20 protein-coding genes and 1 tRNA gene are annotated in these 22,402 nt (G+C 60.7%); 20 read left to right on the top strand and 1 reads right to left on the bottom strand.

The genetic code is table 11. The features are described from left to right. Positions 1-6: 6 nt before the first annotated feature. Positions 7-3,429 carry a bifunctional proline dehydrogenase/L-glutamate gamma-semialdehyde dehydrogenase PutA gene (gene putA / locus ACTIEN_RS00710; RefSeq protein WP_439521175.1) on the bottom strand — a complete coding sequence of 1,141 codons (3,423 nt, stop codon included), beginning with the start codon at positions 3,427-3,429 and terminating at the stop codon, positions 7-9. A 111-nt stretch (positions 3,430-3,540) separates the two neighbouring features. On the opposite strand from putA, the gene ACTIEN_RS00705 reads away from it, so the two are divergent. The 20 genes from ACTIEN_RS00705 to ACTIEN_RS00610 all read left to right on the top strand — a co-directional run bounded on the left by ACTIEN_RS00705 (position 3,541) and on the right by ACTIEN_RS00610 (position 22,399). Beyond that, a complete protein-coding gene (locus tag ACTIEN_RS00705; RefSeq protein WP_439521174.1) occupies positions 3,541-4,011 on the top strand; it encodes an Lrp/AsnC family transcriptional regulator in 471 nt (156 codons plus the stop codon). A 31-nt stretch (positions 4,012-4,042) separates the two neighbouring features. Beyond that, positions 4,043-4,588, top strand: coding sequence for a tetratricopeptide repeat protein (locus ACTIEN_RS00700; RefSeq protein ID WP_439521173.1), 546 nt, complete (start codon positions 4,043-4,045; stop codon positions 4,586-4,588). Positions 4,589-4,684: 96 nt separating this feature from the next. Continuing rightward, positions 4,685-4,770: transfer RNA gene (locus ACTIEN_RS00695), tRNA-Leu, on the top strand. 190 nt (positions 4,771-4,960) lie between these two features. Next, complete coding sequence (locus ACTIEN_RS00690; RefSeq protein ID WP_439521172.1) at positions 4,961-5,989, top strand: ABC transporter ATP-binding protein; 1,029 nt, start codon at positions 4,961-4,963, stop codon at positions 5,987-5,989. Further along, positions 5,986-7,104 carry an ABC transporter ATP-binding protein gene (locus ACTIEN_RS00685; RefSeq protein ID WP_439521171.1) on the top strand — a complete coding sequence of 373 codons (1,119 nt, stop codon included), beginning with the start codon at positions 5,986-5,988 and terminating at the stop codon, positions 7,102-7,104. The genes ACTIEN_RS00690 and ACTIEN_RS00685 overlap by 4 nt, the downstream gene beginning before the upstream one ends. A 3-nt stretch (positions 7,105-7,107) precedes the next feature. Next, positions 7,108-8,628 carry an ABC transporter substrate-binding protein gene (locus ACTIEN_RS00680; protein WP_439521170.1) on the top strand — a complete coding sequence of 507 codons (1,521 nt, stop codon included), beginning with the start codon at positions 7,108-7,110 and terminating at the stop codon, positions 8,626-8,628. Positions 8,629-8,688: 60 nt separating this feature from the next. Continuing rightward, positions 8,689-9,633: an ABC transporter permease gene (locus ACTIEN_RS00675; RefSeq protein WP_439521169.1), complete on the top strand. Its 945-nt coding sequence runs from the start codon at positions 8,689-8,691 to the stop codon at positions 9,631-9,633. Position 9,634: 1 nt separating this feature from the next. After that, positions 9,635-10,522: an ABC transporter permease gene (locus ACTIEN_RS00670; RefSeq protein WP_439521168.1), complete on the top strand. Its 888-nt coding sequence runs from the start codon at positions 9,635-9,637 to the stop codon at positions 10,520-10,522. Between the two features lie 12 nt (positions 10,523-10,534). Further along, positions 10,535-12,316, top strand: a complete 1,782-nt coding sequence (locus tag ACTIEN_RS00665; RefSeq protein WP_439521167.1) for a gamma-glutamyltransferase family protein — start codon at positions 10,535-10,537, stop codon at positions 12,314-12,316. After that, on the top strand, positions 12,313-13,059 hold the full coding sequence (locus tag ACTIEN_RS00660; RefSeq protein WP_439521166.1) for a DUF1028 domain-containing protein: 747 nt from the start codon (positions 12,313-12,315) through the stop codon (positions 13,057-13,059). The genes ACTIEN_RS00665 and ACTIEN_RS00660 overlap by 4 nt, the downstream gene beginning before the upstream one ends. 55 nt (positions 13,060-13,114) lie before the next feature. Then, positions 13,115-13,855: a FadR/GntR family transcriptional regulator gene (locus tag ACTIEN_RS00655; RefSeq protein WP_439521165.1), complete on the top strand. Its 741-nt coding sequence runs from the start codon at positions 13,115-13,117 to the stop codon at positions 13,853-13,855. Positions 13,856-13,876: 21 nt separating this feature from the next. Beyond that, a complete protein-coding gene (locus ACTIEN_RS00650) occupies positions 13,877-15,043 on the top strand; it encodes a M20 aminoacylase family protein (RefSeq protein ID WP_439521164.1) in 1,167 nt (388 codons plus the stop codon). Then, entirely contained in the window at positions 15,040-15,966 is a 927-nt protein-coding gene (locus ACTIEN_RS00645) for an acetamidase/formamidase family protein (RefSeq protein WP_439521163.1), read from the top strand. Before ACTIEN_RS00650 ends, ACTIEN_RS00645 begins: the two co-directional genes overlap by 4 nt. Positions 15,967-15,985: 19 nt before the next feature. Continuing rightward, positions 15,986-16,237, top strand: a complete 252-nt coding sequence (locus ACTIEN_RS00640; protein ID WP_439521162.1) for a hypothetical protein — start codon at positions 15,986-15,988, stop codon at positions 16,235-16,237. A 138-nt stretch (positions 16,238-16,375) separates the two neighbouring features. Further along, positions 16,376-16,978: a Rieske 2Fe-2S domain-containing protein gene (locus tag ACTIEN_RS00635; RefSeq protein WP_439521161.1), complete on the top strand. Its 603-nt coding sequence runs from the start codon at positions 16,376-16,378 to the stop codon at positions 16,976-16,978. Continuing rightward, complete coding sequence (locus ACTIEN_RS00630; protein ID WP_439521160.1) at positions 16,975-17,811, top strand: aromatic ring-hydroxylating dioxygenase subunit alpha; 837 nt, start codon at positions 16,975-16,977, stop codon at positions 17,809-17,811. The genes ACTIEN_RS00635 and ACTIEN_RS00630 overlap by 4 nt, the downstream gene beginning before the upstream one ends. After that, positions 17,808-18,422 carry a glutathione S-transferase family protein gene (locus tag ACTIEN_RS00625; protein ID WP_439521159.1) on the top strand — a complete coding sequence of 205 codons (615 nt, stop codon included), beginning with the start codon at positions 17,808-17,810 and terminating at the stop codon, positions 18,420-18,422. The genes ACTIEN_RS00630 and ACTIEN_RS00625 overlap by 4 nt, the downstream gene beginning before the upstream one ends. Then, positions 18,419-19,807 carry an amidohydrolase gene (locus tag ACTIEN_RS00620; protein WP_439521158.1) on the top strand — a complete coding sequence of 463 codons (1,389 nt, stop codon included), beginning with the start codon at positions 18,419-18,421 and terminating at the stop codon, positions 19,805-19,807. Before ACTIEN_RS00625 ends, ACTIEN_RS00620 begins: the two co-directional genes overlap by 4 nt. A 1-nt stretch (position 19,808) precedes the next feature. Then, complete coding sequence (locus ACTIEN_RS00615; protein ID WP_439521157.1) at positions 19,809-20,903, top strand: BMP family ABC transporter substrate-binding protein; 1,095 nt, start codon at positions 19,809-19,811, stop codon at positions 20,901-20,903. Then, positions 20,900-22,399 (top strand): ABC transporter ATP-binding protein, encoded by a 1,500-nt coding sequence (locus ACTIEN_RS00610; RefSeq protein WP_439521156.1) that lies wholly within the window; start codon positions 20,900-20,902, stop codon positions 22,397-22,399. Before ACTIEN_RS00615 ends, ACTIEN_RS00610 begins: the two co-directional genes overlap by 4 nt. Positions 22,400-22,402 lie beyond the last annotated feature (3 nt).

The raw sequence follows: 22,402 nt of genomic DNA, 5'->3' as shown, positions 1-22,402 counted from the left end.
GGCGCGTCAAGCCGCGCCGCTCAGGAGTTGTGCATTTCCGCCCGACGCCGTTGTGTCGACACAGACATGTCGTTCGCGGCAAACATGGCCGGTGTCAGGCAATCCCGTGATCAGTGGCAGGATCGGACCGGTGCGTTGGGCCAACGCTTTGCGATAGTCGCGCGCAGTTGCATCGTCGCCCCACCAGATAATCCCGGCCACCGGCAAGTCAGACAGCCAGTCTGCGGCCACATTTCCTTGGCCGATCACAGCCACGCCGCCCAGCTTTTCGACGGCGTGCGCCTGCTTTTGCGTGGCGTTCTTGCCCGGACCAAGGCACAGGACGGGACCGCGCGACAGGGTTGTGAGAACGTTGGATTCGCCGGTTGGACCTGGCAGGGACCGGGTGCTGACCAACGTGTCAGAAGTGGCAGTCCTGAGCGCTTTCGTCAGACGGTTCCGGTCGTCCTGGCTTGTCCATTGAGAAGCCTCTGCAGAAGCCGGATGTTTGCGAAAGCGATCAAGGTAATGCGGACCGCCCGCTTTGGGGCCAGTGCCGGAAAGGCCTTCACCGCCAAAGGGTTGGCTGCCGACAATTGCGCCGATCTGGTTTCGATTGACGTAGATATTGCCCGCTTCAATCCGGTCCGAGACATGCTGGACCCGATCATCAATCCGCGTTTGCAGCCCAAACGTGAGTCCGTAACCCGTGGCGTTGATCGCATCGATCACCTTGTCGATGTCTTTTGCTTTGAAGGTTGCAATGTGCAGAACCGGGCCAAATATCTCGCGCTCCATCTCGGCGATGCCGGTCACCTTCACAAGGGCGGGCGGAACGTAGGTGCCTCCCCCGGGAAGAGCAATGCGGTGCAGAACGCGGCCCTCTGCTTCGGCGGTGTCGATATAGGTGGTGATGCCATCGCGGGCTTCGGCGTCAATGGCCGGACCAACATCGGTGCCATACGTCCATGGATCGCCAATCACCAATGCATCCATCGCACCGGTCAGCATTTCCGTAAATGGTTTGGCAATATCTTCCTGCACATAAAGACAGCGAAGGGCCGAACACCGCTGGCCCGCCGATTGGAAGGCGGATTCGACAATGGCTTGCACGGCCTGTTCGGGTAGGGCTGTGCTGTCGACGATCATCGCGTTAAGGCCACCTGTCTCGGCGATAAACGGCGCGCCGGGATCAAGGTTGTCTGCCATGCTGCGATGAATGATCTGGGCGGTTTCGGTCGATCCGGTAAAGGCGACACCCTTTACCTTTGGGTTAGACGTCAGTGCGGCTCCGACATCACCTGCACCGGGCAGGATTTGCAGGGCTGTGCGTGGCACACCGGCCTCGTGCAAAAGCTCTGCTGCACGGTGCGCGACAAGTGGGGTTTGCTCTGCCGGTTTGGCCAACACGGCATTTCCGGTGGCAAGGGCCGCCGCGATCTGACCGGTGAAGATGGCAAGGGGAAAGTTCCATGGGCTGATACAGGCAAACACACCTTGCGGTTCCGGGCCTTCGGCGCGGGCTGCATAGAAGCGCAGGAAATCCACGGCCTCGCGCAGTTCCGCCACTGCGTCGAGCAGTGATTTCCCGGCTTCGCGTGCCAGAATTGCAAAAAGTTCGCCGTAATGCGTCTCGTAAAGATCGGCGGCGCGATTCAGGATCTCTGCCCTCCTGGATGCCGTTTCTGTCCAGGGCGCTGCCGCGTCGCAGGCGCTGGCAACCGTGTCTGCGGTGGCCCATGTGACCTGTCCAACGGTGTCGCCAAACCGTGCAGGGTTGATGACCGGGCCGGTGTCGCCCGTATTGGCCTTGCTCGCCAGCAATGGGGCGGCTGTCCATTGCGAGGATGCAAAGGGATTGCGCGCCTCTTCGATTGCCGCGCGGGTTGGACGATGTGTAAGATCCCAGCCCTTGGAGTTCGGGCGCTCTGGCGCAAAAAGGTCGGGGCCGGTGGGCAGGTTGGGTACTGTGCCTGCATCAAAGGGATCAGCCGCGACTTCCGAAGGCGGAACCTCCGTATCGACGATCTGGTTTACAAATGAACTGTTGGCACCGTTTTCCAAGAGTCTGCGCACGAGATAGGCCAGTAAATCGCGATGCGCGCCAACCGGTGCATAGATTCGGCAGCGTGTGTGCTCACCGCTTTTGACAATGTCATGAAGCGCTTCACCCATCCCGTGCAGGCGCTGGAATTCGAAGGCGGATTTGTCGGTGCCCATGTGCAAAATCGCGGCGACGGTGTGCGCGTTATGTGTCGCGAACTGCGGATAGATGCGGTCTGTCATCCCAAGCAGTTTGCGCGCGTTGCTGATGTAGCTGATGTCGGTGTGGTGCTTTGCCGTGAAGACCGGAAACCCGGAAAGACCGGCGACCTGGGCGCGCTTGATTTCGGTATCCCAATAGGCTCCCTTGACCAGCCGCACCATAATCTTGCGGTCCAGACGTTCAGCAAGGTTGTAAAGCCAATCGATAACATGGCCTGCACGTTGGCCATACGCCTGAACAACCACGCCAAATCCGTCCCAGCCCTTGAGCGACGATTCCGACAGCACCGCTTCGATCACATCAAGGGAAATGGACAGGCGATCTGCCTCTTCCGCGTCGATGTTCAGACCAATCCCGGCCGAGCGCGCCAATTGGGCCAACGTGCGCAGGCGCGGGACAACTTCGTTCATCACCGTGTCGTGCTGCGCCTCTTCGTAGCGCGGGTGCAGGGCCGAAAGCTTGACCGAAATACCGGGATTGTCGCGGATGTCTTTTGATTTGGCGGCCTCGGCAATCGCACTGATCGCCCGCGAATAGGACAGGTGATATCGACGTGCATCGGTTTCGGTGCGGGCCGCTTCGCCCAGCATGTCATAGGAATAGGTATAGCCCTTGGATTCCATCTTGGACGCGCGTGTCATCGCCGATTGGATGGTTTCGCCCAAAACGAACTGTGCGCCCATTTCCTTCATCGCGCGTCCGACCGCAGACCGGATCACGGGTTCGCCCAAACGTTTGATGGCACCTCGAAGATGGCCGACAGGGCCCGGCGTTTCGTCTTGCAAGACCTTGCCTGTCAGCATCAGCGCCCAGGTTGAGGCGTTGACCAAGGGTGACGTGCTTTCACCCAGATGGCTGGCCCAGTTTGAAGGTGCAATCTTGTCTTCGATCAGCGCGTCGATGGTCGCAGCGTCCGGCACACGCAACAGGGCCTCTGCCAGACACATGAGCGCAATGCCTTCTTCGGTCGACAGGCCGTACTCGCTGAGGAATACTTCCATAAGCCCCGGACGCGAATCTTCGCGGATCGCGGTGACCAGTTTCGTCGCGTCGGCCTTGATGGCGTCGCGGTCGGCTTGGGTCAGCTGCGCGTTGGTGCGAAGTTGGTCAAGGACACGCGCCTCATCGGCGTAGGTGTTGTCGTCGATCAGGGGGCGCAGGTTTGGCAGCTCATCACGGGGCATGGCGATCTCCAGTCATATACTCTACACTAACACTGTATTGACAGTCCAAGTGCCGGATTATCGGGATTTCACGGGGCAAATACACTGATCTTGGAGTGAAAGGCGGGCGATTTGGACATATCTGATCTCGATAGATTCGACCGGGCGATCCTTCAGGAAATGGCGCGGGACGGGCGCGTGTCGATTACCGAATTGTCTCGTCGGATCGGCTTGTCGAAATCGCCGACGCAGGCGCGTTTGCGACGGCTGGAAGAAGTTGGCGCTATTCAAGGGTATCGGGCCCTGCTGGACCCAATCCGCCTGGGTTTGGATCACATCGCTTTTGTCGAAGTGAAGATGACCCAAACGCGTGAATTGGCATTGGCGGCCTTCAACGAGGCTGTGGCCAAGATCCCCGAAATCGAACAGGCGCATTTGATCGCCGGAAATTTCGATTATTTGCTCAAGGTGCGCACCGCGAATATGCGCAGTTATCGCAAGGTGCTCGCCGAAAAGATATCGACCCTCCCGCATGTGGCGGCGACATCGACATATGTGGCGATGCAGGCCGTCAAGGAAGAGACTTTCGGGAACGTGACTTGACCGGCGTGGGTCGTCATTGCCTAATGTCGGGATGAAATACCTGGTTTCGGTTTTTGCGCTTGTTGCCGCCCAAGGGGCTGCGGCGGATGGCTGTCCTGTTGCCCCGGATCATTCTGCGGCACTGGATGGACTCTATTCCGAGGTGCAGCGCGCACCAAACGAGATGATTGCGCGGATCTTTTCCAACCAGATGTGGGAGTTGTGGCTCGAGGCACCGGACGAGCCGTCCCAGATGATACTTGATGAGGCGTTGAGGGCCATGCGGATCGGCGATTACCTCAGGGCGAAGAAGCGTCTGAATGCCTTGGTGTCGTACTGTCCGTTCTATGCCGAAGGCTACAATCAAAGGGCCTTTGTCAGTTTTCTGACCGGTGACTTCGAAGCAGTCTTGCCGGATATTGATCAGGCCATTGACCTTGCTCCTCGGCACACAGGGGCGCTGACGGGCAAGGCCCTGACCTTGATTAAGCTTGGCCGTGAGGACGAAGCCCAATCCGTGCTGCGCGAGGCCGTCGCCCTGAACCCATGGTTGGGTGAGCGTTTCCTGATCAAGGAACCTGACGGCGAAAAGCTCTAGACGCTCTGCACGTTTCGCGATTTTACGTTCCGGGTGGTGCAATCGCGCACGCATCCCATTGTTTTCGCCCAAGGGCCCCGCTAGGAGTATCGCCACGCGGGCGTGATGGAATGGTAGACATATCGGACTTAAAATCCGAAGGCCTCAGCGCCGTGTGGGTTCGAGTCCCACCGCCCGCACCAAATTCCGAATAGTCCACATTCATTCACATGGTTTGAGGCAGCGCTGGTTGGTGCCCAATTTATGTGCAGCGTTTTTGGGAGATGTCGGAAACCGGGGTCAAGGGTTGACAGGGTCGGTCTGACGCGCATTGTGTACCATTGTGGAATTGGTTCGCTTCGCCGCGAACCTTCGAACCGGAGATCGCATTGAGTGAACTTTGACGGCGTTGATATTTCCAAGCCGGAACAATCCGGATCCGCACCGCTGTTGCAGTTGCAGGATCTTGCACTGCGGTTTCGCGGTCAGACCAACGATGTTGTCGATGCTGTTTCGCTAACCGTTCGGCGTGGTGAAGTTCTTTGTGTGGTCGGCGAATCCGGGTGTGGAAAAAGCGTGACCGCAATGGCGCTGATGGGGTTGTTGCCGGAAGACTCTGCACGAATTTCCTCAGGAAAACTGACGATTGATGCAGAACATTTCGATCTGTCCAAAGAGGCGCTGCCAAGTGCGATGCGTGGCAACACGATCGCGATGATCTTCCAGGAACCGATGACATCGCTGAATCCGGCATTCCGGATCGGGGATCAGATTGGCGAGGCCGTTCTAAGACATCGCGGCGGGCGTCGGGTCGATGCGCTGGCCCGCGCGGAAGAGATGCTGACGCGTGTGGGTATCGCCAATCCTGCGCAGCGGTTGCACGAGTACCCGTACCAATTGTCCGGTGGTATGCGCCAGCGCGTCATGATTGCCATGGCGCTGGCAAATGATCCGCAGATCCTGATCGCAGATGAACCCACGACGGCGCTGGATGTGACGATCCAGGCGCAAATCCTTGATCTGATCCGGGGGCTTCGGGACGATACTGGCATGGGCACCATCATGATCACCCACGATCTGGGTGTGGTGGCCGAAATCGGCGACAGCGTTGCGGTCATGTATGGCGGGCAGGTGGTCGAACAGGGGCCCGTGGCAGAGGTCTTCAACAACCCGCAACATCCCTACACAATCGGCTTGATGAGCGCGATGCCGCGATTGGACAAGCCGGGCGGCAGGCTGGCCATTGTGCCGGGGACGGTTCCGAGCATTGCCAATATGCCCGAAGGATGCAGGTTCCGGACCCGCTGTGCCTTTGCCACGCAAAGCTGTGCAACGCGGCCCGCGTTGACCAAGGTGGCAGATGGACATGACGTCGCCTGCCATTATGCGCCGTTGGAAGACAAAGTGGCGGTGTCCGCATGACGCGCGATGTCATCCTCGAGGCGACGGACCTGGTCAAGCATTTCGGCGACGGCGGAAACTGGTTGTCACCTTCTCCGGTGGTTCAGGCGGTGGATGGCGTGTCACTTCAGGTGCGTCGTGGCGAAACCTTTGCCATTGTCGGCGAAAGCGGCTGTGGAAAGTCCACACTTGCACGTTTGCTGATGCGACTTTTGACGCCGACGGCCGGTACGGTCCTGTTCGACGGGCACGAGATTGGCGCGGCCAAGGGTGCGGCGCTGAAAGCGCTGCGCGGCGAAATGCAGTTCATCTTTCAGGATCCGTTCTCATCGCTTAATCCGCGTATGACCGTTGGCAAACTGGTGGGCGAACCGCTTGAGGTGCATGCGCCTGAGTTGAGCGCGCAAGAGCGGCGCGACAAGGTGTCTGACCTGTTGCGCCAGGTCGGTCTGCGTGCCGAACATGCGGGCCGCTATCCGCATGAATTCAGCGGTGGACAGCGCCAACGCATCGGCATCGCGCGGGCGCTGGCATCGGGGCCCAAGCTGATCATCGGGGACGAACCTGTCTCTGCGCTGGATGTGTCCGTGCAGGCGCAGGTGATCAACCTGTTGGGCGATCTGTCCCGCGATCTGGGCCTGACCCTTGTCATCATCGCGCATGATCTGGGGGTGATCCGCCACATGAGTGACCGCGTGGCGGTGATGTATCTGGGACGGATTGTGGAAAGCGGAACAACCGAAGAGGTGTATGCCCATCCGCGCCATCCTTATACGCAGGCGTTGCTTGCCTCGATCCCCAGGATGAGCGGTACATCCGAAGGTCACAAGGCGACCGTGCTGGGCGAAATGCCAAGCCCGTCTGCCCCGCCGCCGGGGTGCCGGTTCCACACGCGATGCCCCCATGCACAGCCGCGATGCAAGACCGAGACTCCGCTTCTTGAAGCGGGCCAAACGGAGGAGCACCACGTCGCCTGCCATTTCTGGCAGGACATTGCGGCAGAGGCACCATCCTCCGCACCCGACCATAAATCCGAGGCCGCAGAAGCCCGGTTCGCCCTTTATCGCGCTGCGACAGAGGGCGGAACCGTCACCCACAAGACCAATAACACCATCCAACCGACAGAGAGGACCTGACATATGTCACATCTCAAGACTGCCCTGATCACCGCGCTGCTGGGCGCCACCGCGCTGACCGCCAGCCCGGTTGTTGCAAAAGACCTGCGCATCGCGCTGCAATCGGACGCGGACGTGCTTGACCCGGATCAGTCGCGCACGTTTGTGGGCCGGATCGTCTATACGTCGCTGTGCGACAAGCTGGTGGATATTACGCCAGACCTTGAAATCATCCCGCAGCTGGCGACATCCTGGACAACGTCCGACGATGGCACCGCGATTACCATGCAATTGCGCGAAGGCGTTGTCTTCCACGATGGCACGCCGTTCAACGCCGAAGCGGTTGCCGCGAATATCGAACGGTCGCAGACGCTTGACGAGTCACGCCGCAAATCCGAGGTGCAGTCGATCACTTCGACCGAAGTGACCGGTGAATACGAGATCGTGCTTAACCTTGCCGGGCCGGATGCCACGCTGATGGCCCAGTTGGCTGACCGCGCGGGCATGATGGTGTCCCCGACAGCCGCTGCCGAAGCAGGCGCGGATTTCGGTCTGAACCCGGTCTGCTCGGGTCCGTTCACCTTTACCGAACGTGTTGCACAGGACAAGATCGTGCTGAGCCGGTTCGACGATTACTGGAACGCCGATGCGATCCATTTCGACAGCGTGACGTTCCTCCCGATCCCCGACACAACTGTGCGTCTGGCGAACCTGCAATCGGGCGATATCGACATGCTCGAACGGCTGGCCGCGACCGATCTGGCGCAGGCCGAGCAAGACCCGGACATCGTCGTCAACAGCGCTGTGTCGCTGGGCTATCAGGGCATTACCTTTAACATCAACAACGGCGAAAAAGGCGACAACCCCTGGGGCAATGACAAACGTCTGCGGCAGGCGCTAAGCCTTGCCATCGACCGCAACGCGATCAACCAGGTGGTGTTCGAAGGCGCCTTTGCTCCGGGGAACCAGCCGTTCCCATCGACGTCTCCCTGGTACAACAAGGACTTCCCCGTGCCAGCGCGGGATGTCGAAGCTGCTAAGGCGCTCTTGGCCGAAGCTGGTTATCCTGATGGCATCGACCTTGAGGTGCAGGCGCCCAACACGACGGTGCCGCTCCAGATGATGCAGGTGATCCAGTCGATGGCCGCCGAGGCCGGGATACGGATTTCGATCGTCGCCAAGGAATTCGCGACCCAGTTGGCCGATCAGTCGGCGGGCGACTATGTCGCAAGCCAGGTGGGCTGGTCAGGTCGCGTCGATCCGGATGGCAACAACCACCAGTTCGTGACCACCGATGGCGGGATCAACGATTCCAAGTTTTCGGATCCGAAAGTCGATGAGTTGATGAACGCCGCCCGTGTGGCCGCCACCACCGAAGAGCGCAGGGCGCTTTACAACGAAGCAATGGTGATCATGCTCGACGAACTGCCGCGCCTGTTCCTGTACCACCAGACCTGGATCTGGGCGCACAATGCCAGCCTCAAAGGGTTCACCCCTTATCCCGACGGGATGATCCGTCTGGAAGGCGTGACCTGGGAAGAGTAAACTTTCCGTGCCCGCGCCTTCCATCCGGATGGCGCGGGCGCTTTGTCCAAGGGGCCTGACATGCTGGCGTTTTTGTTGCGACGTATCGTCATCGTGATACCGACCATCATCCTCATCTCGATCTTCGTGTTCCTGCTGCAAAAACTGCTGCCGGGCGATCCGTTGCTCGTGCTCGCCGGGGAAGAGCGTGATCCGCAAGTGCTGGAATTCCTGCGCGAGAAATACCGCCTGAACGATCCGATCTGGAGGCAGTATCTGGCCTGGATCGGAAACGCCCTTCAGGGGGATCTGGGGATTTCCCTGCGCACCAACCAACCGGTCACTGAACTGATGGCGCAAAAGCTGCCTGTGACCATTCAGCTTGCCGTCATGTCGATGATCTTTGCGTTGGTGATCGGCATTCCGGCGGGCATCCTGTCGGCCGTCAAGAAAGGCACAGCGACGGATTACATTGCCAATGTGGTTGCGCTGTCAGGGCTGTCCATTCCCAATTTCTGGCTTGGGATCATGCTGATCCTGCTGGTGTCGGTGAAATGGCAATTGTTGCCCGCCTCTGGATATGTGCCGCTGTCCGAGGATTTTGGACAATCCATCAAGACCATGCTCATGCCCTCCTTCGTGCTTGGCACGGCACTGGCCGCCACTCTGATGCGGCACACCCGCTCTTCCATGCTCAGCGTGCTGAGCGCCGATTACGTCCGAACCGCCCGCGCCAAAGGATTGGCCGAGCGCGTGGTGATCCTGAAACATGCGCTGCGCAACGCGCTGACGCCGATTGTCACGCTGACAGCGCTGCTTTTCGGGGAACTGGTCGCGGGGGCGGTTCTGACGGAACAGATCTTCACCATACCGGGTTTCGGCAAACTGGTTGTCGATGCCGTCTTCAACCGGGATTACGCGGTGGTGCAGGGGATCGTGCTGGTCACGGCGGTGGGCTTCATCTTCATGAACCTGTTTGCCGATGCGATGTATTACGTTCTCAATCCGCGGCTGAGGGGGCAGTGACATGACAGATGCCACAACCAATACACCCCTCGCCGCCGATCCGGTTCTGACTGCCAAGCCCGAAAACCGCGTCTGGAAGAAATTCCGCACCCACAAGAGCGCGCTCCTGGGTGGCCTTCTTGTCACGTTCTTTGTCCTCATCGCGCTTGCCGCGCCGATCCTGCCGATCCCGGATCCGTCGGCCACAGACTGGGGCGCGGTGCGCAAAGCGCCCAGTTGGGATCACTGGATGGGCACGGACGAGATTGGCCGCGATGTGATGTCCCGAATGATCTGGGGCGCGCAGGCATCTTTGCTGGCCGGAGTCGTATCGGTTGGCATCGCGGTGCTCTTGGGGGTGCCTTTGGGCATCGTCGCGGGGTATTTCGGCGGCTGGACGGACGCGGTGATCTCGCGCTGCACCGAAGCGCTTCTGGCTGCGCCCTTCCTGATCCTCGCCATCGCGCTGGCGGCGTTTCTTGGCCCCTCGCTGACCAACGCGATGATCGCCATCGGGATCTCGGCCACGCCGATCTTCATCCGCCTCACCCGAGGGCAGGTGATTAACGTCAAATCCGAGGATTACGTCGACAGCGCCCGCGCCATTGGTTTGCCGACCCCCAGAATTCTAAGCCGCTATATCCTGCCCAACGTGTTGCCGCCGATCCTTGTGCAGGCGACCTTGACCATTGCGACCGCCATCATTGCCGAGGCGTCGCTGTCGTTCCTTGGCCTTGGCCAGCAACCGCCCGCGCCAAGCTGGGGGTCGATGCTGAACACCGCCAAGAATTTCCTCAACCAAGCCCCCTGGATGGCCCTGTGGCCCGGAATTTCGATCTTCTTTGTGGTGCTGGGATTCAACCTTCTGGGCGACGGGTTGCGCGATGCGCTTGACCCGCGCGAACACTGATCTGGAGTAACCATGTCCGACTTTACCACCCGTCCCGAAATCCGAGGCACCTTTGGTGTCGCGACCTCGACCCATTGGATCGCATCAAGCGTGGGGATGAGCATTCTTGAAAAGGGCGGCAATGCGTTTGACGCGGCGGTGGCGACCGCGCTGACCCTTCAGGTGGTTGAACCACATCTGAACGGTCCTGCCGGGGACATGCCAGCGATCTTCTATTCGGCGCAGTCCGGCAAGGTCGAAGTCCTGTGCGCCCAAGGTGTCGCGCCCGAGGCCGCGACGATTGACCATTATACCGAACAGGGTCTGACCCTGATCCCCGGATCGGGCCTGTTGGCGACCGTGGTGCCGGGCGCATTCGACGGGTGGATGCTGATGCTGCGCGATCACGGAACGATGACACTTCGCGAGGTGATGCAACCCGCCATCGACTACGCGCGTGACGGACACCCCATGCTTCCCCGCGTGGCCAACACCATTGCCGGGCTGTCGGAGTTCTTTGCCGAAGAATGGCCAACCTCTGCGGCGGTCTGGACACCGGGAGGCAAGGCACCGGAACCGAATGCGTTGTTCAAGAACCCAGACATGGCGACAACCTATGACCGGTTGGCCTCATCTGAAGGAGATACCCGCGAAGCGCAGATTGACGCCGCCCGCAGGGAATGGCGCGAAGGCTTTGTGGCGGAAGCGATCTTTGACTACCTCAAGGACGCGCATGTGATGGATGTGTCGGACGCCAAGCATTCCGCTGTTCTGGCTCCGTCGGACATGGCCGACTGGCGCGCCACCTATGAAGAACCGCTGTCGTACGATTACCATGGCTGGACCGTACACAAGACCCAGGCCTGGTCGCAGGGGCCGGTGCTGTTGCAGGCGCTGGCGATCCTCAAAGGGTTTGACCTTGGCGCGATGGACCCGAACGGGGCCGAATTTGTGCATCATGTGATCGAGGCAATGAATCTCTCCTATGCCGACCGCGAGGCCTATTATGGCGACCCTGACTTCAGCGAAGTCCCGATGGCGACCCTGCTGAGCGAAGAGTACAACGCCGAACGGCGCAAGCTGATTGGTGCCAAGGCCTCGATAGAGCAGCGCCCTGGACGTGTGCGAGGGTTCGAACATCAGGCCGATGCCTATATCGACCGCGCGAAACGTGATTTCAACGTGGGCGCGGTCGCCGCGCAGGAACCGACCATGTCGCACCTCACCGAAAAGCGCGGTGATACGGTGCATCTCGATATCATCGACCGCTGGGGCAACATGGTGGCGTCCACGCCCTCGGGCGGCTGGCTGCAAAGCAACCCGGTCATTCCCGGTCTTGGCTTCCCGCTGAACTCCCGCGCGCAGATGTTCTGGCTGGAAGACGGGTTGCCGACCTCGCTTGCTCCGAAACGCAGGCCGCGCACAACGTTGACACCCAGCATGGCGGAAAAGGACGGGATGCAGTTGGTCTTTGGCACACCCGGAGGCGACCAGCAGGACCAGTGGCAGTTGATCTGGTTCCTGCGCTTTGTGCATTTCGGCATGGGCTTGCAGGAATGTATGGATCAGCCGCTGTTCCACTCGATGCATTTCCAGGGCTCGTTCTTTCCGCGCGAGGTCAAGCCGGGCGAGATGATGATCGAACCGAATGTCGGTGAGGATGTGATCGCCGATCTGAAAGCGCGCGGGCACAAGGTTACCGTGGCCGAACCGTGGACCGTGGGCCGTTTGACGGCTGCGCTGCGGGAACCGGATGGCATGTTGCGGGCGGCGGCGACGCCAAGGCTGATGCAGGCTTACGCGGTGGGGCGATGACGTTTTCCCTGATCGCAAAGGACAGCGATGGCAGCATCGGCCTGATCGTCGCCAGCAAGTTCTTCGCCTGCGGTGCGGTTGTTCCGTTTGTCTCGGACACGGTTGCGGTGGCCAGCCAGGCCTTCTGCAATCCCGTGTGGGGCACCGAAGGGCGTGATCGGATGAGGACGGGAGAAAGCGCTGACGCCGTGCTTGCCGATCTGGTCGCGCGCGATGAAGGGCGTGCGATCCGGCAGGCGCACATGATGGACCGTGACGGCCAGTTCGCGGCGCATACGGGCGCAGAGTGTGTGGATTGGGCCGGGCATGTGATCCGCGACGATCACTCGGTTGCGGGCAACATGCTTGCGGGTGCAAAGGTGATAGAGGCGACATCGGATGCCTATGTTGCGGGTGCGGGCAAACCGTTTGCCGAACGGCTCATTTCGGCGATGATGGCCGGCGAGGCCGAAGGCGGCGACAAACGGGGGCGGCAAGCAGCAGGGCTCGTCATCCATCGCGGCGAAAGCCATCCGTGGCTTGATCTGCGGGCCGATGATCATGCCGACCCGCTAGGCGAACTGGCGCGGCTTTGGGATGTTGCGCAGGAACGCTATGTACATTTTGCCAAAGGGATGCCGACGTCTGAACGGTTCTCAGGCTACCCGACGCGCGACGGGATCGATGCGGATATTGCCGAGGCCGAAGAACAGCGCAAAGCACAAGGACGCGCCAGCCGGTCTCATGCGGTTGAGGTTGAGTAATGGTTGCCTCGCCCCTTAATGTGCGCACCAACGGCGTGATTATGTGGGATGCCTTATGAATGTGATGTCGCCAAACGGCCCGACCGCGCAGGTCAGGGACCGGTTGCTTGAGCTGATAAAGTCGGGCGATCTTGGCTCTGACGGCAAGTTGCCGACGGAAAGGGCGTTGTCCGAACGGTTCGGCGTGGGTCGCCGTTTTGTGCGCCAGGCACTTGATGCGCTCGAGGCCGAAGGGCTTGTCTGGCGCAGGCAGGGCAAGGGCACCTTTGCGGGTCAGCCGCTTGACCCGATGGGCGATCTGGCCGCCAAGATCACCGGAGAGACCAATGCGCTTGAGGTGATGGAGGCGCGGCTGTGTATCGAGCCTGAGCTTGCCGCGCTCTGTGCAATGCGCATGCAGCCCGGCGAAGTGGCACGGTTGCGCATGTTGGCACAGCGCCAGTGGGAAGCCGCCGATGCGCAGGCGATCGAACTGTGGGACGGCTCTTTGCACCGGCTGATCGCCCAATGCGCGCGCAACCGACCCCTGCTGACCGCATTCTCGCTGCTCGACAAGATACGCTCCAATCCCGATTGGGTGGCGATCCGTGCCAAAGGGCGTGATATGGCGTCACTGCAAGTCACGCATAACGAACACCTTGCCTTGATCGACGCCATCGAAGCAAGACATGCCGAGGCTGCCCGGACCGCGATGCGCGACCATCTTGAAACGCGGTTCAACGCCTTGAGTGGAGAACTGGAAAACGCCGCCGCGGAACAGGGTGAGGCGTTCTTTGCCGTCGCGCCCGAAACCTGAGTCACGCTCCAAGGAGACCCTATGCCCATCCGCAACCGATTTGCCGAATTGCACCCCGAGATCACCGCGTGGCGGCGCGATCTGCATGAACATCCAGAGTTGCAGTATGACCTTCCCCGCACGGCGGCGATTGTCGCCGACAAGCTGCGGGGCTTTGGGTGTGACACGGTTGTCGAAGGGATCGGGCGCACCGGTGTGGTGGCGCTGATCGAAGGCAAGACCAACACGTCCGGCAAGACCATCGCGTTTCGCGCCGATATGGACGCCTTGCCGATCTTCGAGGCAACAGGCGCGGCACATGCGTCCAAGATACCTGGCAAGATGCACGCCTGTGGTCATGATGGACATACGGCAATGCTTTTGGGGGCGGCGCAGTATCTGGCAGAGACTCGTAATTTCGACGGGACCGTCGCTGTCGTGTTCCAACCGGCAGAGGAAGGCGGTGCCGGGGCAGAGGCGATGGTGCAGGACGGGTTGATCCAGAAGTTCGGCATTACCGAGATCTACGGCCTGCACAATTCGCCGCTTCTGCCACTGGGCCAGTTCGCCATCCGGCCCGGCGCGTTTTATGCGGCTGTCGACAGCTTTCACATCAACGTGCGGGGCAAAGGTGGCCACGCGGCGCGGCCCAACAACACCGTGGATACAACGCTTGCCGCGTCCGCCATCGTCATGGCGCTGCAATCCGTGGTGTCGCGCAACACCGATCCCCAGCAGCCGCTCGTGGTGTCGGTCACATCCTTCCGCACCGAATCCGAAGCCTTCAACGTGATCCCCGAACATGTCGTCCTGCGCGGCACAGTCCGCAGCTTTGACATGGACGTGCGTGCCAAGACGCTGGAGCGGATCCGGGCCATCGCGGACCTGACCGCGCAGAGCTATGGCGCAGAGGCGACGTTGGGTTTTGATGAAGAACCTTACCCCGTCATGTCCAACCACGAGACCGAAACCGCGTTCTGCGCCGGTGCCGCCCGCGCGGTGTCCGGGGACTGCATCACAGACGCGCCGCGCACCACCGGGGGCGAGGATTTTGCCTACATGCTGCAAGCCTGCGCCGGGGCGTATATCCAGCTTGGGATCGGGCAGGGGCCGGGCCTGCATCACCCGGAATACGATTTCAACGACGAGGTGATCCCGACGGGCTGTTCCTATTGGGTGACACTGGCTGAACAAAGGCTTGCGACATGATCATCGACGCCGGACCAAAGACCTGCCACTGGGGCTATTTCGATGCCGCACTTGATCCGGTGGCGACGGTGGCCAGCGGATCAGAGGTGACGATGAACACGGTTACGGGCGGAAAGGCCATGTTGCCGGGCGAAGCCTATCACGTCCCCCCCGAACTGCATGAGATCCATGCGGCTGGCGAACCGGCGATGCCGGGTCATATCCTGACCGGGCCTGTGGCGGTTGACGGAGCCATGCCGGGGGATGTGTTGCAGGTTGATGTCCTGGATGTCCAGCTGCGGCAGGACTGGGGGTACAACGTGATCCGGCCTCTGTCCGGAACGTTGCCGCTGGATTTCGATCAGACCCATCACACCACGATTCCCCTTGATGCCGACGCGGCTGAGGCGACGATGCCCTGGGGGCTCAAACTGCCGCTTGCGCCCTTCTTCGGCGTGATGGCCGTTGCGCCGCCGCGAGAATGGGGACGCATCTCGACCATCGAACCGCGCGCGCACGGTGGCAACCTCGACAACAGGGAACTGGGCGTCGGTGCATCGCTTTACCTGCCGGTCTTTGCCGAAGGCGCACTTTTTTCCTGCGGTGATGGCCACGGTGCCCAAGGTGATGGCGAGGTCTGCGTGACCGCCATCGAAACCGCGTTGCAAGGGCGGTTCCGCCTGACCGTGCGCCGTGATCTGGATGTGACCTATCCCGAAGCGGAAACGCCGACGCATTACATCACGATGGGCCTTCACCCGGACCTCGACACCTGCGTCGAGATCGCGCTGCGTCGGATGATTTCTGTGGTGGCAGAGAAAATCGGGATTGGCCGTGCAGAGGCGTATATGCTTTGCTCATTGGCAGGGGATCTGCGGATCACCCAGACGGTGAACCGGGAAAAAGGCGTTCACATGATGATGCCCAAATCCTACCTGTCCTAGACGAACACCACGAGGCCGCATGCCCAACAGCATTTCAGCAAGAATTCAGTTGACCGGAGATGTCCAGAGTGACGATTTCCCGAACTGGATCGCGCGCCATGCGCACAAGCTTGGGCTTGCCGATGTGACCACCCGCCAGGTGCCGTCTGGTCTGGAGGTCACGGCGCATGGGGCCGAGGAAATGCTGCAAGCCTTGGCCCTTGGGGCGAGTCTTGGACCCGAGAGTGTTCTGGTCGAAACCATGACCATCACAACCGATGCGTGCAGTTGAGAATCCGAGCGATCACATTTTCATCGCAGAGTGCAATAATTGGGCATCTGTTCTGGATTTGGACCCCATTTCAGGGGCCTGCGCATTGATCACCTCCGCACGCTTTGGATAACGTAAGGCGACTTATGTGGAGCGGACATGGACTGGATTGCTGTCGGTTTGAAACAAGATGTCCCGCCCGGCGTCGTGATCCCAAGCCGTATTGACGACACGGAACTGGCACTTTGGTGTTCGCCCTCGGGCATATACCACGCATGGTCTGACAGGTGCCCGCATCGCGGCATGCGCCTGTCGCATGGGTTTGTCCGGGGCGAAACGCTCGCTTGTATTTACCACGGCTGGCAGTATGACGCGGCAGGCACCTGTCAGTATATCCCTGCGCACCCAAACCTGACCCCACCCAGCACGATCTGCGTGCCGACATATCGTTGTGTCGAAGCGGGTGGTGTCATCTGGGTGGCACTGAACGAAACCGACCAATCGCCTCCGGACCTTGGTGGCCGACAGCCTGTTCGCTCGGTGCCGGTTCATCTATCGGCGGCGAACCTGGCGGCGCAGTTCGGTGCCGGTACTGCGACGACCATTGCGGTGGTGTCAGACTTTGACACGCTTTTCGCGCTTCAGCCCTGTACCGATAGGCTCTGCGTGGTTCACGCCTTGGCCGCGCCCGAACATGATCGCAAGGATGTGTCGCGCTGGCTTGAGATGATGCGCAGCACACTGGAAGGGGCCGTGCAATGAGCGATGCAATCGACAATCACTGGTATCCGGTCGCTTTGATCTCGGGCATCGACGCTGCGCGCGAGACGCTGCTTCTGGGGCGCAAGATCACGCTGGGGCGCGACGAGGGCGCGTGCTGGGTGCGCAATGCGGAGGGTGCGTCGCTGCCTGCGGTGGAACGGTTCGGCCATCTCTGGACCAGTCCGGGCAAGCCCAACCGCGACCTGTTCACCATCCCCGAGGCGGACACGCCGGGGCGGCAACTGGTGGATGTGGGGTCGGTTCGGGTCAAATGCTCGCCGCTGCGGGCGGTCGAGAATTTCCTCGACATCGCGCATTTCCCTTTTGTCCACACCGATATTCTGGGGTCTGAACCGCATACCGAGGTGAGCCGCTATGACGTGAAGATCCGCGAAGAGGTGGACGAGGTCTGGGCGACCAAGGTCAAGTTCTTCCAGCCACAGGCGGCCAAGTCCGCAGCGGGCGGCATCACCACCGAATACATGTACCGCGTACCCGCGCCGACTTGTTCGGTGCTTTACAAGACCTGCCCGCCACGTCCTGGCGAATGGGACATCATCACGCTCTTTGTCCAACCCCTGACCGAGGAATGGTGCGAGGTCTGGCCGTGGATGGCGCTGTATGACGACGACTCCACAATGGCCGAGATGGTCAGCTTTCAGCAATTGATCTTCATGCAGGACCGGTCGATCCTCGAAAACCAGATCCCCCGCAAGCTGCCCCTTGATCCCGGAATGGAGGCACCGACACAGGCCGACATGACCTCGGTCGCCTATCGTCGCTGGCTCAAGAAGATCGGCTACACCTACGGCGCGCAGTTGGTGGCGGCATGATCCTTTACGACTATGTTCTGAGCGCCAGTTGCTACAAGGTTCGCCTGATGGCGGCGCTGCTGGGGCACGACCTGACCCTGCGGGCAGTGAACTTCCATCCGGCGCGCGAACACAAGTCCCCCGAGAAGCTGGCGATGAACCCCGAAGGTACATTGCCGATCCTTCAGGACGGTGACCTGATCCTGACCGACAGCGCCGACATGTTGCGGCATCTGACCGAGGACAGACCGGAATGGCGCAGCGAAGGGGACGATGCGTGGCTGACCTTTGCATCCGGCCTCAACCACAGTCTTGGGGTGGCACGTCTGCATGACATTCTGGGCTATGAGGCTGACATCGACGCGGCGCGCTCCAAAGGCATCTTGGCCCTTCGCAAGTTGGAGGAACACCTGACCGAACAACGTTTTGACGGCCTGACCTATCTGACTGGCGAGCGACCCACCATTGCCGACATCGCCTGTTTCCCAAACACCGCGCTTGCGCCGGATGGCGGGGTGATCCTTGATCCGTACCCGTCGATCCGGCTTTGGATGCGCGCGATCCGGTCTTTGCCGGGCTTCATCGAAATGCCGGGTATCCACCGACTGCATGAATTGGCGCATCCTGAATGACCGCCATCCTGTTCAAATCCTGCGAAGCGATTGTCACCTCGGCCCATGAACCGGTGCTATGGCATCACGACATCCTGTGCGAAAACGGCGCAATCACGGCGATTGGGCCTGACCTGTCGCGGCAAGCGCCCGAGGGAACCGAAATCATCAACGCCACCGGGCATTTCATCTATCCCGGCCTCGTCAACACGCATCACCACTTCTTTCAATGCTTCGTGCGCAACCGGGCAGAGCTGGACTGGACGCGCTATTCGGTGATCGAATGGCTGGACCGTATCTATCCGATCTTCTCGCGGCTGACCGAGGACTGTTTCTATCACAGTTCCGTCGTGGCCATGGCCGAGCTGATCAAACATGGATGCACCACGGCCTTTGACCACCAGTACTGCTTTCCCCGACACGCCGGATCGCGGATCATCGACCGCCAGTTCGAAGCGGCAGAGCTTCTGGGCATGCGCTTTCACGCAGGTCGGGGCGGGAATACCCTGCCAAAATCCGAAGGCAGCACGATCCCTGACGCGATGCTGGAGACCACCGATGAGTTCATCGGCGATTGTGAACGGGCGATTGATACGTTTCACGATGCGTCCCGCCTGTCGATGCGGCAGGTGGCGGTGGCGCCCTGTCAGCCGGTCAACTGCTACCGCGAGACGTTCGAGCAATCCGTGGCCTTGGCCCGCGACAAGGGTGTGATCCTGCACAGCCATGTGGGTGAAGGCGAAAGCCCGGTGATCGAACAGGTGCATGGGATGCGGACCGTGGACTACTGCGCCGAGATCGGCTTTGCCGGGCCGGATACGTTCTATGCCCATGGCTGGGAACTGACCCGCGAAGAACTGGGCAAGCTGGCGGCGTCGGGCACCGGCGTGTCGCATTGCCCAGAGCCGGTTTATCTGGTCGGGGCAGAAGTCACCGATATTCCGGCGATGGATGCCCTTGGCGTGCGGGTGGGCCTTGGCTGCGACGGGGCTGCGTCGAACGACAATTCCAACCTGATGCACTGTGTGCATTCGGCCTACATGCTGCAATGCCTTGTTGCCTCCACCCGGCAGGACGGCGTGCCGGTGCCCGCGCGGTTCCTGAACTATGCGACGGAAGGCGGTGCATCGCTCTTGGGGCGCAACGACATCGGCGCGTTGCGGCCGGGAATGGCGGCGGATCTCTTTGCCATCGACACACGCAAGCTTGACTATGTCGGCACGCGCCACGATCCGGTCAGCCTTTTGGCCAAGGTCGGCGTCGGTGCGCCCACCGATCTGACCATGATCAACGGTCGCATCGTCTGGCACAACGGAGAATTTCCGGGGCTTGACGAAGGTTCGCTGTTCGCCGCTGCCGAGGCGACGCTTCACACAATTCTGCCAAACACCAACAACGGGGATTAACATGACTGACACGTTCAAACGCCGGAGTTTTCTCAAAGGTTCGCTTGCCGCTACCACCGCACTTGCGTTGCCGCTGCGCGCCGCTGCGCAAGACGTTCTGAAAATGGGAGTCGTCCTGCCCTCTCCAGAGGCCGATGTCGGCTGGTCCCATACGCTGATGGAAGGTGTCAGATCCGTTCAGGAGGCATATGGCGACGGGCTCGAAGTGACGGTGCTGGAAAACATCGCCGAAGGTCCGGACGCCGATCGCATTGCAAACGGGCTGGTGGCGGAAGGGCACAAGGTGCTGCTTCTGGGGTCGTTCGGATACCAGAACGGCGGCATCCAGATCGCCAAGCGCAACCGCGATGTGTCGATCATTCACGCGTCGGGCTATCTGGTCGAACCGAACTTTGCACCCTTTACCGCGAAATACTGGCAGGGCACCTACCTGATGGGAATGGCGGCGGCGTCGCTGACCAAAACCAAGAAGATCGGTTGCGTCGGCGCCTTTGCGATCCCGGAATTGATCACCTCGATCAACGGTTTCATGCTGGGCGCGAAATCGGTCGATCCCGAGATCGAGATGAGCGTTGTCTGGGTCAACAGCTGGTTTGATCCCGCATCGGAACAGGAAGCGGCCAAGGCTTTGATTTCCCAGGATGTCGATGTGATCTTCTCGAACGCGCAGGACACACCGTCGGTGATCGCGGTGGCCGAAGAGGCGGGTGTCTATGCGTGGAACCTCAATTCCTCGATGAAAAGCTACGCTGCGGAAAAATATGTGGGTGTTGTCGGCACCGACTGGGGGCCGCATTTCAAACGTCTGGTGGATGGCCATGTCGCGGGCGATTTCCCCAGTGCGAATTACTGGCTGGGCATGGAAGACGACGTTGTTTTCACTGCCGACTGGAACCCGGACATCCCGGCAGAGATGGTTGAACAGATCACTGCAAGGCAGGCCGAGATTGCGTCTGGTGACTTTGTCGTCTTCGAAGGTCCGCTGATCGACCAGACCGGGACAGAGCGTGTCGCGGATGGGGTTGCGATGACCGATGATGAAATCATCAGCATGGATTGGCATGTCGATGGCGTGACCACGCCGCTGCCTTCATGAGCCAGCCCGCGCTTTTGAGACTCGCAGGGGTTTCAAAGCGCTATGGGACTGTTCAGGCGAACAAGGACATCGACCTCGACGTGCACGCGGGGTCGATCCATGCTGTGCTGGGTGAAAACGGGGCGGGCAAGTCCACCCTGATGAAACTGATCTATGGGGTCGAACAGCCGGACACCGGCCATATCCACTGGAACGGGCAAGAGGTACATCTTGCCCGACCCTCCGACGCGCAGGCGCTGGGCATCGGCATGGTGTTCCAGCATTTCTCGTTGTTTGAAACCCTGAGCGTCGTACAGAACGTATCGTTGATGATCCCCGGTAAACCGGCGGAATTGGCGCGTAGGATCACCGATCTGGGTGACCAGTTCGGGCTGTCCGTCGATCCGCACGCGATGGTGCATCGCCTGTCGGTGGGCGAACGCCAGCGGGTCGAGATCATCCGCTGTCTGCTGCTTAATCCGAAGCTTTTGATCCTTGATGAACCGACATCCGTGCTGCCGCCGCAAAACGTGCGCCGGCTTTTTGAAACCCTGCGCAAGTTGCAGGCAGACGGCATGGCGATCCTGTTCATCTCGCACAAGCTGGATGAAATCCGCGAGCTGTGTGATACCGCCAGCGTGTTGCGTGGCGGCGAGGTGACGGGGCGGGTCGATCCGCGTGAACACGATGCGCGGTCCTTGGCGCAACTGATGATCGGGCGCGAAATGCCGAACGTGGCCCATGCCGCGCCGCGTCCTCCGGGGCAGGAACGGCTGCGACTGAATGCACTGAGCCACCCGCGTGCCAGCCGGTTCGGCACCACGCTGGACGGCATCGACCTCAAGCTGCGCAGCGGCGAGGTGATCGGCATCGCAGGGATTTCGGGTAATGGGCAACAGGAACTCGCAGCGCTGATCTCGGGCGAGACCCGCGCACATGAACCCGGCATGATCGAGATCATGGGCCGGAAGGTCGGCCATCTTGGTCCGATGGCGCGGCGCAGGCTGGGCTTTGCCTTTGTTCCCGAGGAACGGCTGGGGCGCGGAGCGGTGCCGGAAATGTCGTTGGCCGACAACAGCTTGCTGACCGCGCATGGGCGCAACATGCTGTCGCGCGGGTTCATCCGCCGCAAGGTGGAACGCGCCTTTACCCGCGACTGTATCGAGGCGTTCGATGTGCGCACCCCCGGACCGGATGCCGAAGCGGGCGCAATGTCGGGTGGCAATCTTCAGAAATTCATCCTCGGGCGCGAAATCATGCTGAATCCCGACGTGATGCTGGTGTCGCAACCCACATGGGGTGTCGATATCGGCGCGGCCACGGCGATCCGGCGGCGGCTGCTCGAGATGCGCGATCAAGGCTGCGCCATCCTCGTGATATCCGAGGAAATGGACGAATTGTTCGAACTGTGCAGCAAGCTGCATGTGTTGCACAAGGGACGTCTGTCACCCGCACTGGCCGCCGCCGACACAACACCGCAGGATGTCGGCCGCTATATGATCGGGGCCGCGATGTGAGGC

This window comes from Marivita sp. (assembly GCF_051859345.1).
Classification (GTDB): Bacteria; Pseudomonadota; Alphaproteobacteria; order Rhodobacterales; family Rhodobacteraceae; genus Marivita.
Note: the sequence above shows the minus strand (reverse complement) of the source record. Positions and strands in the feature narration are given on the sequence as shown.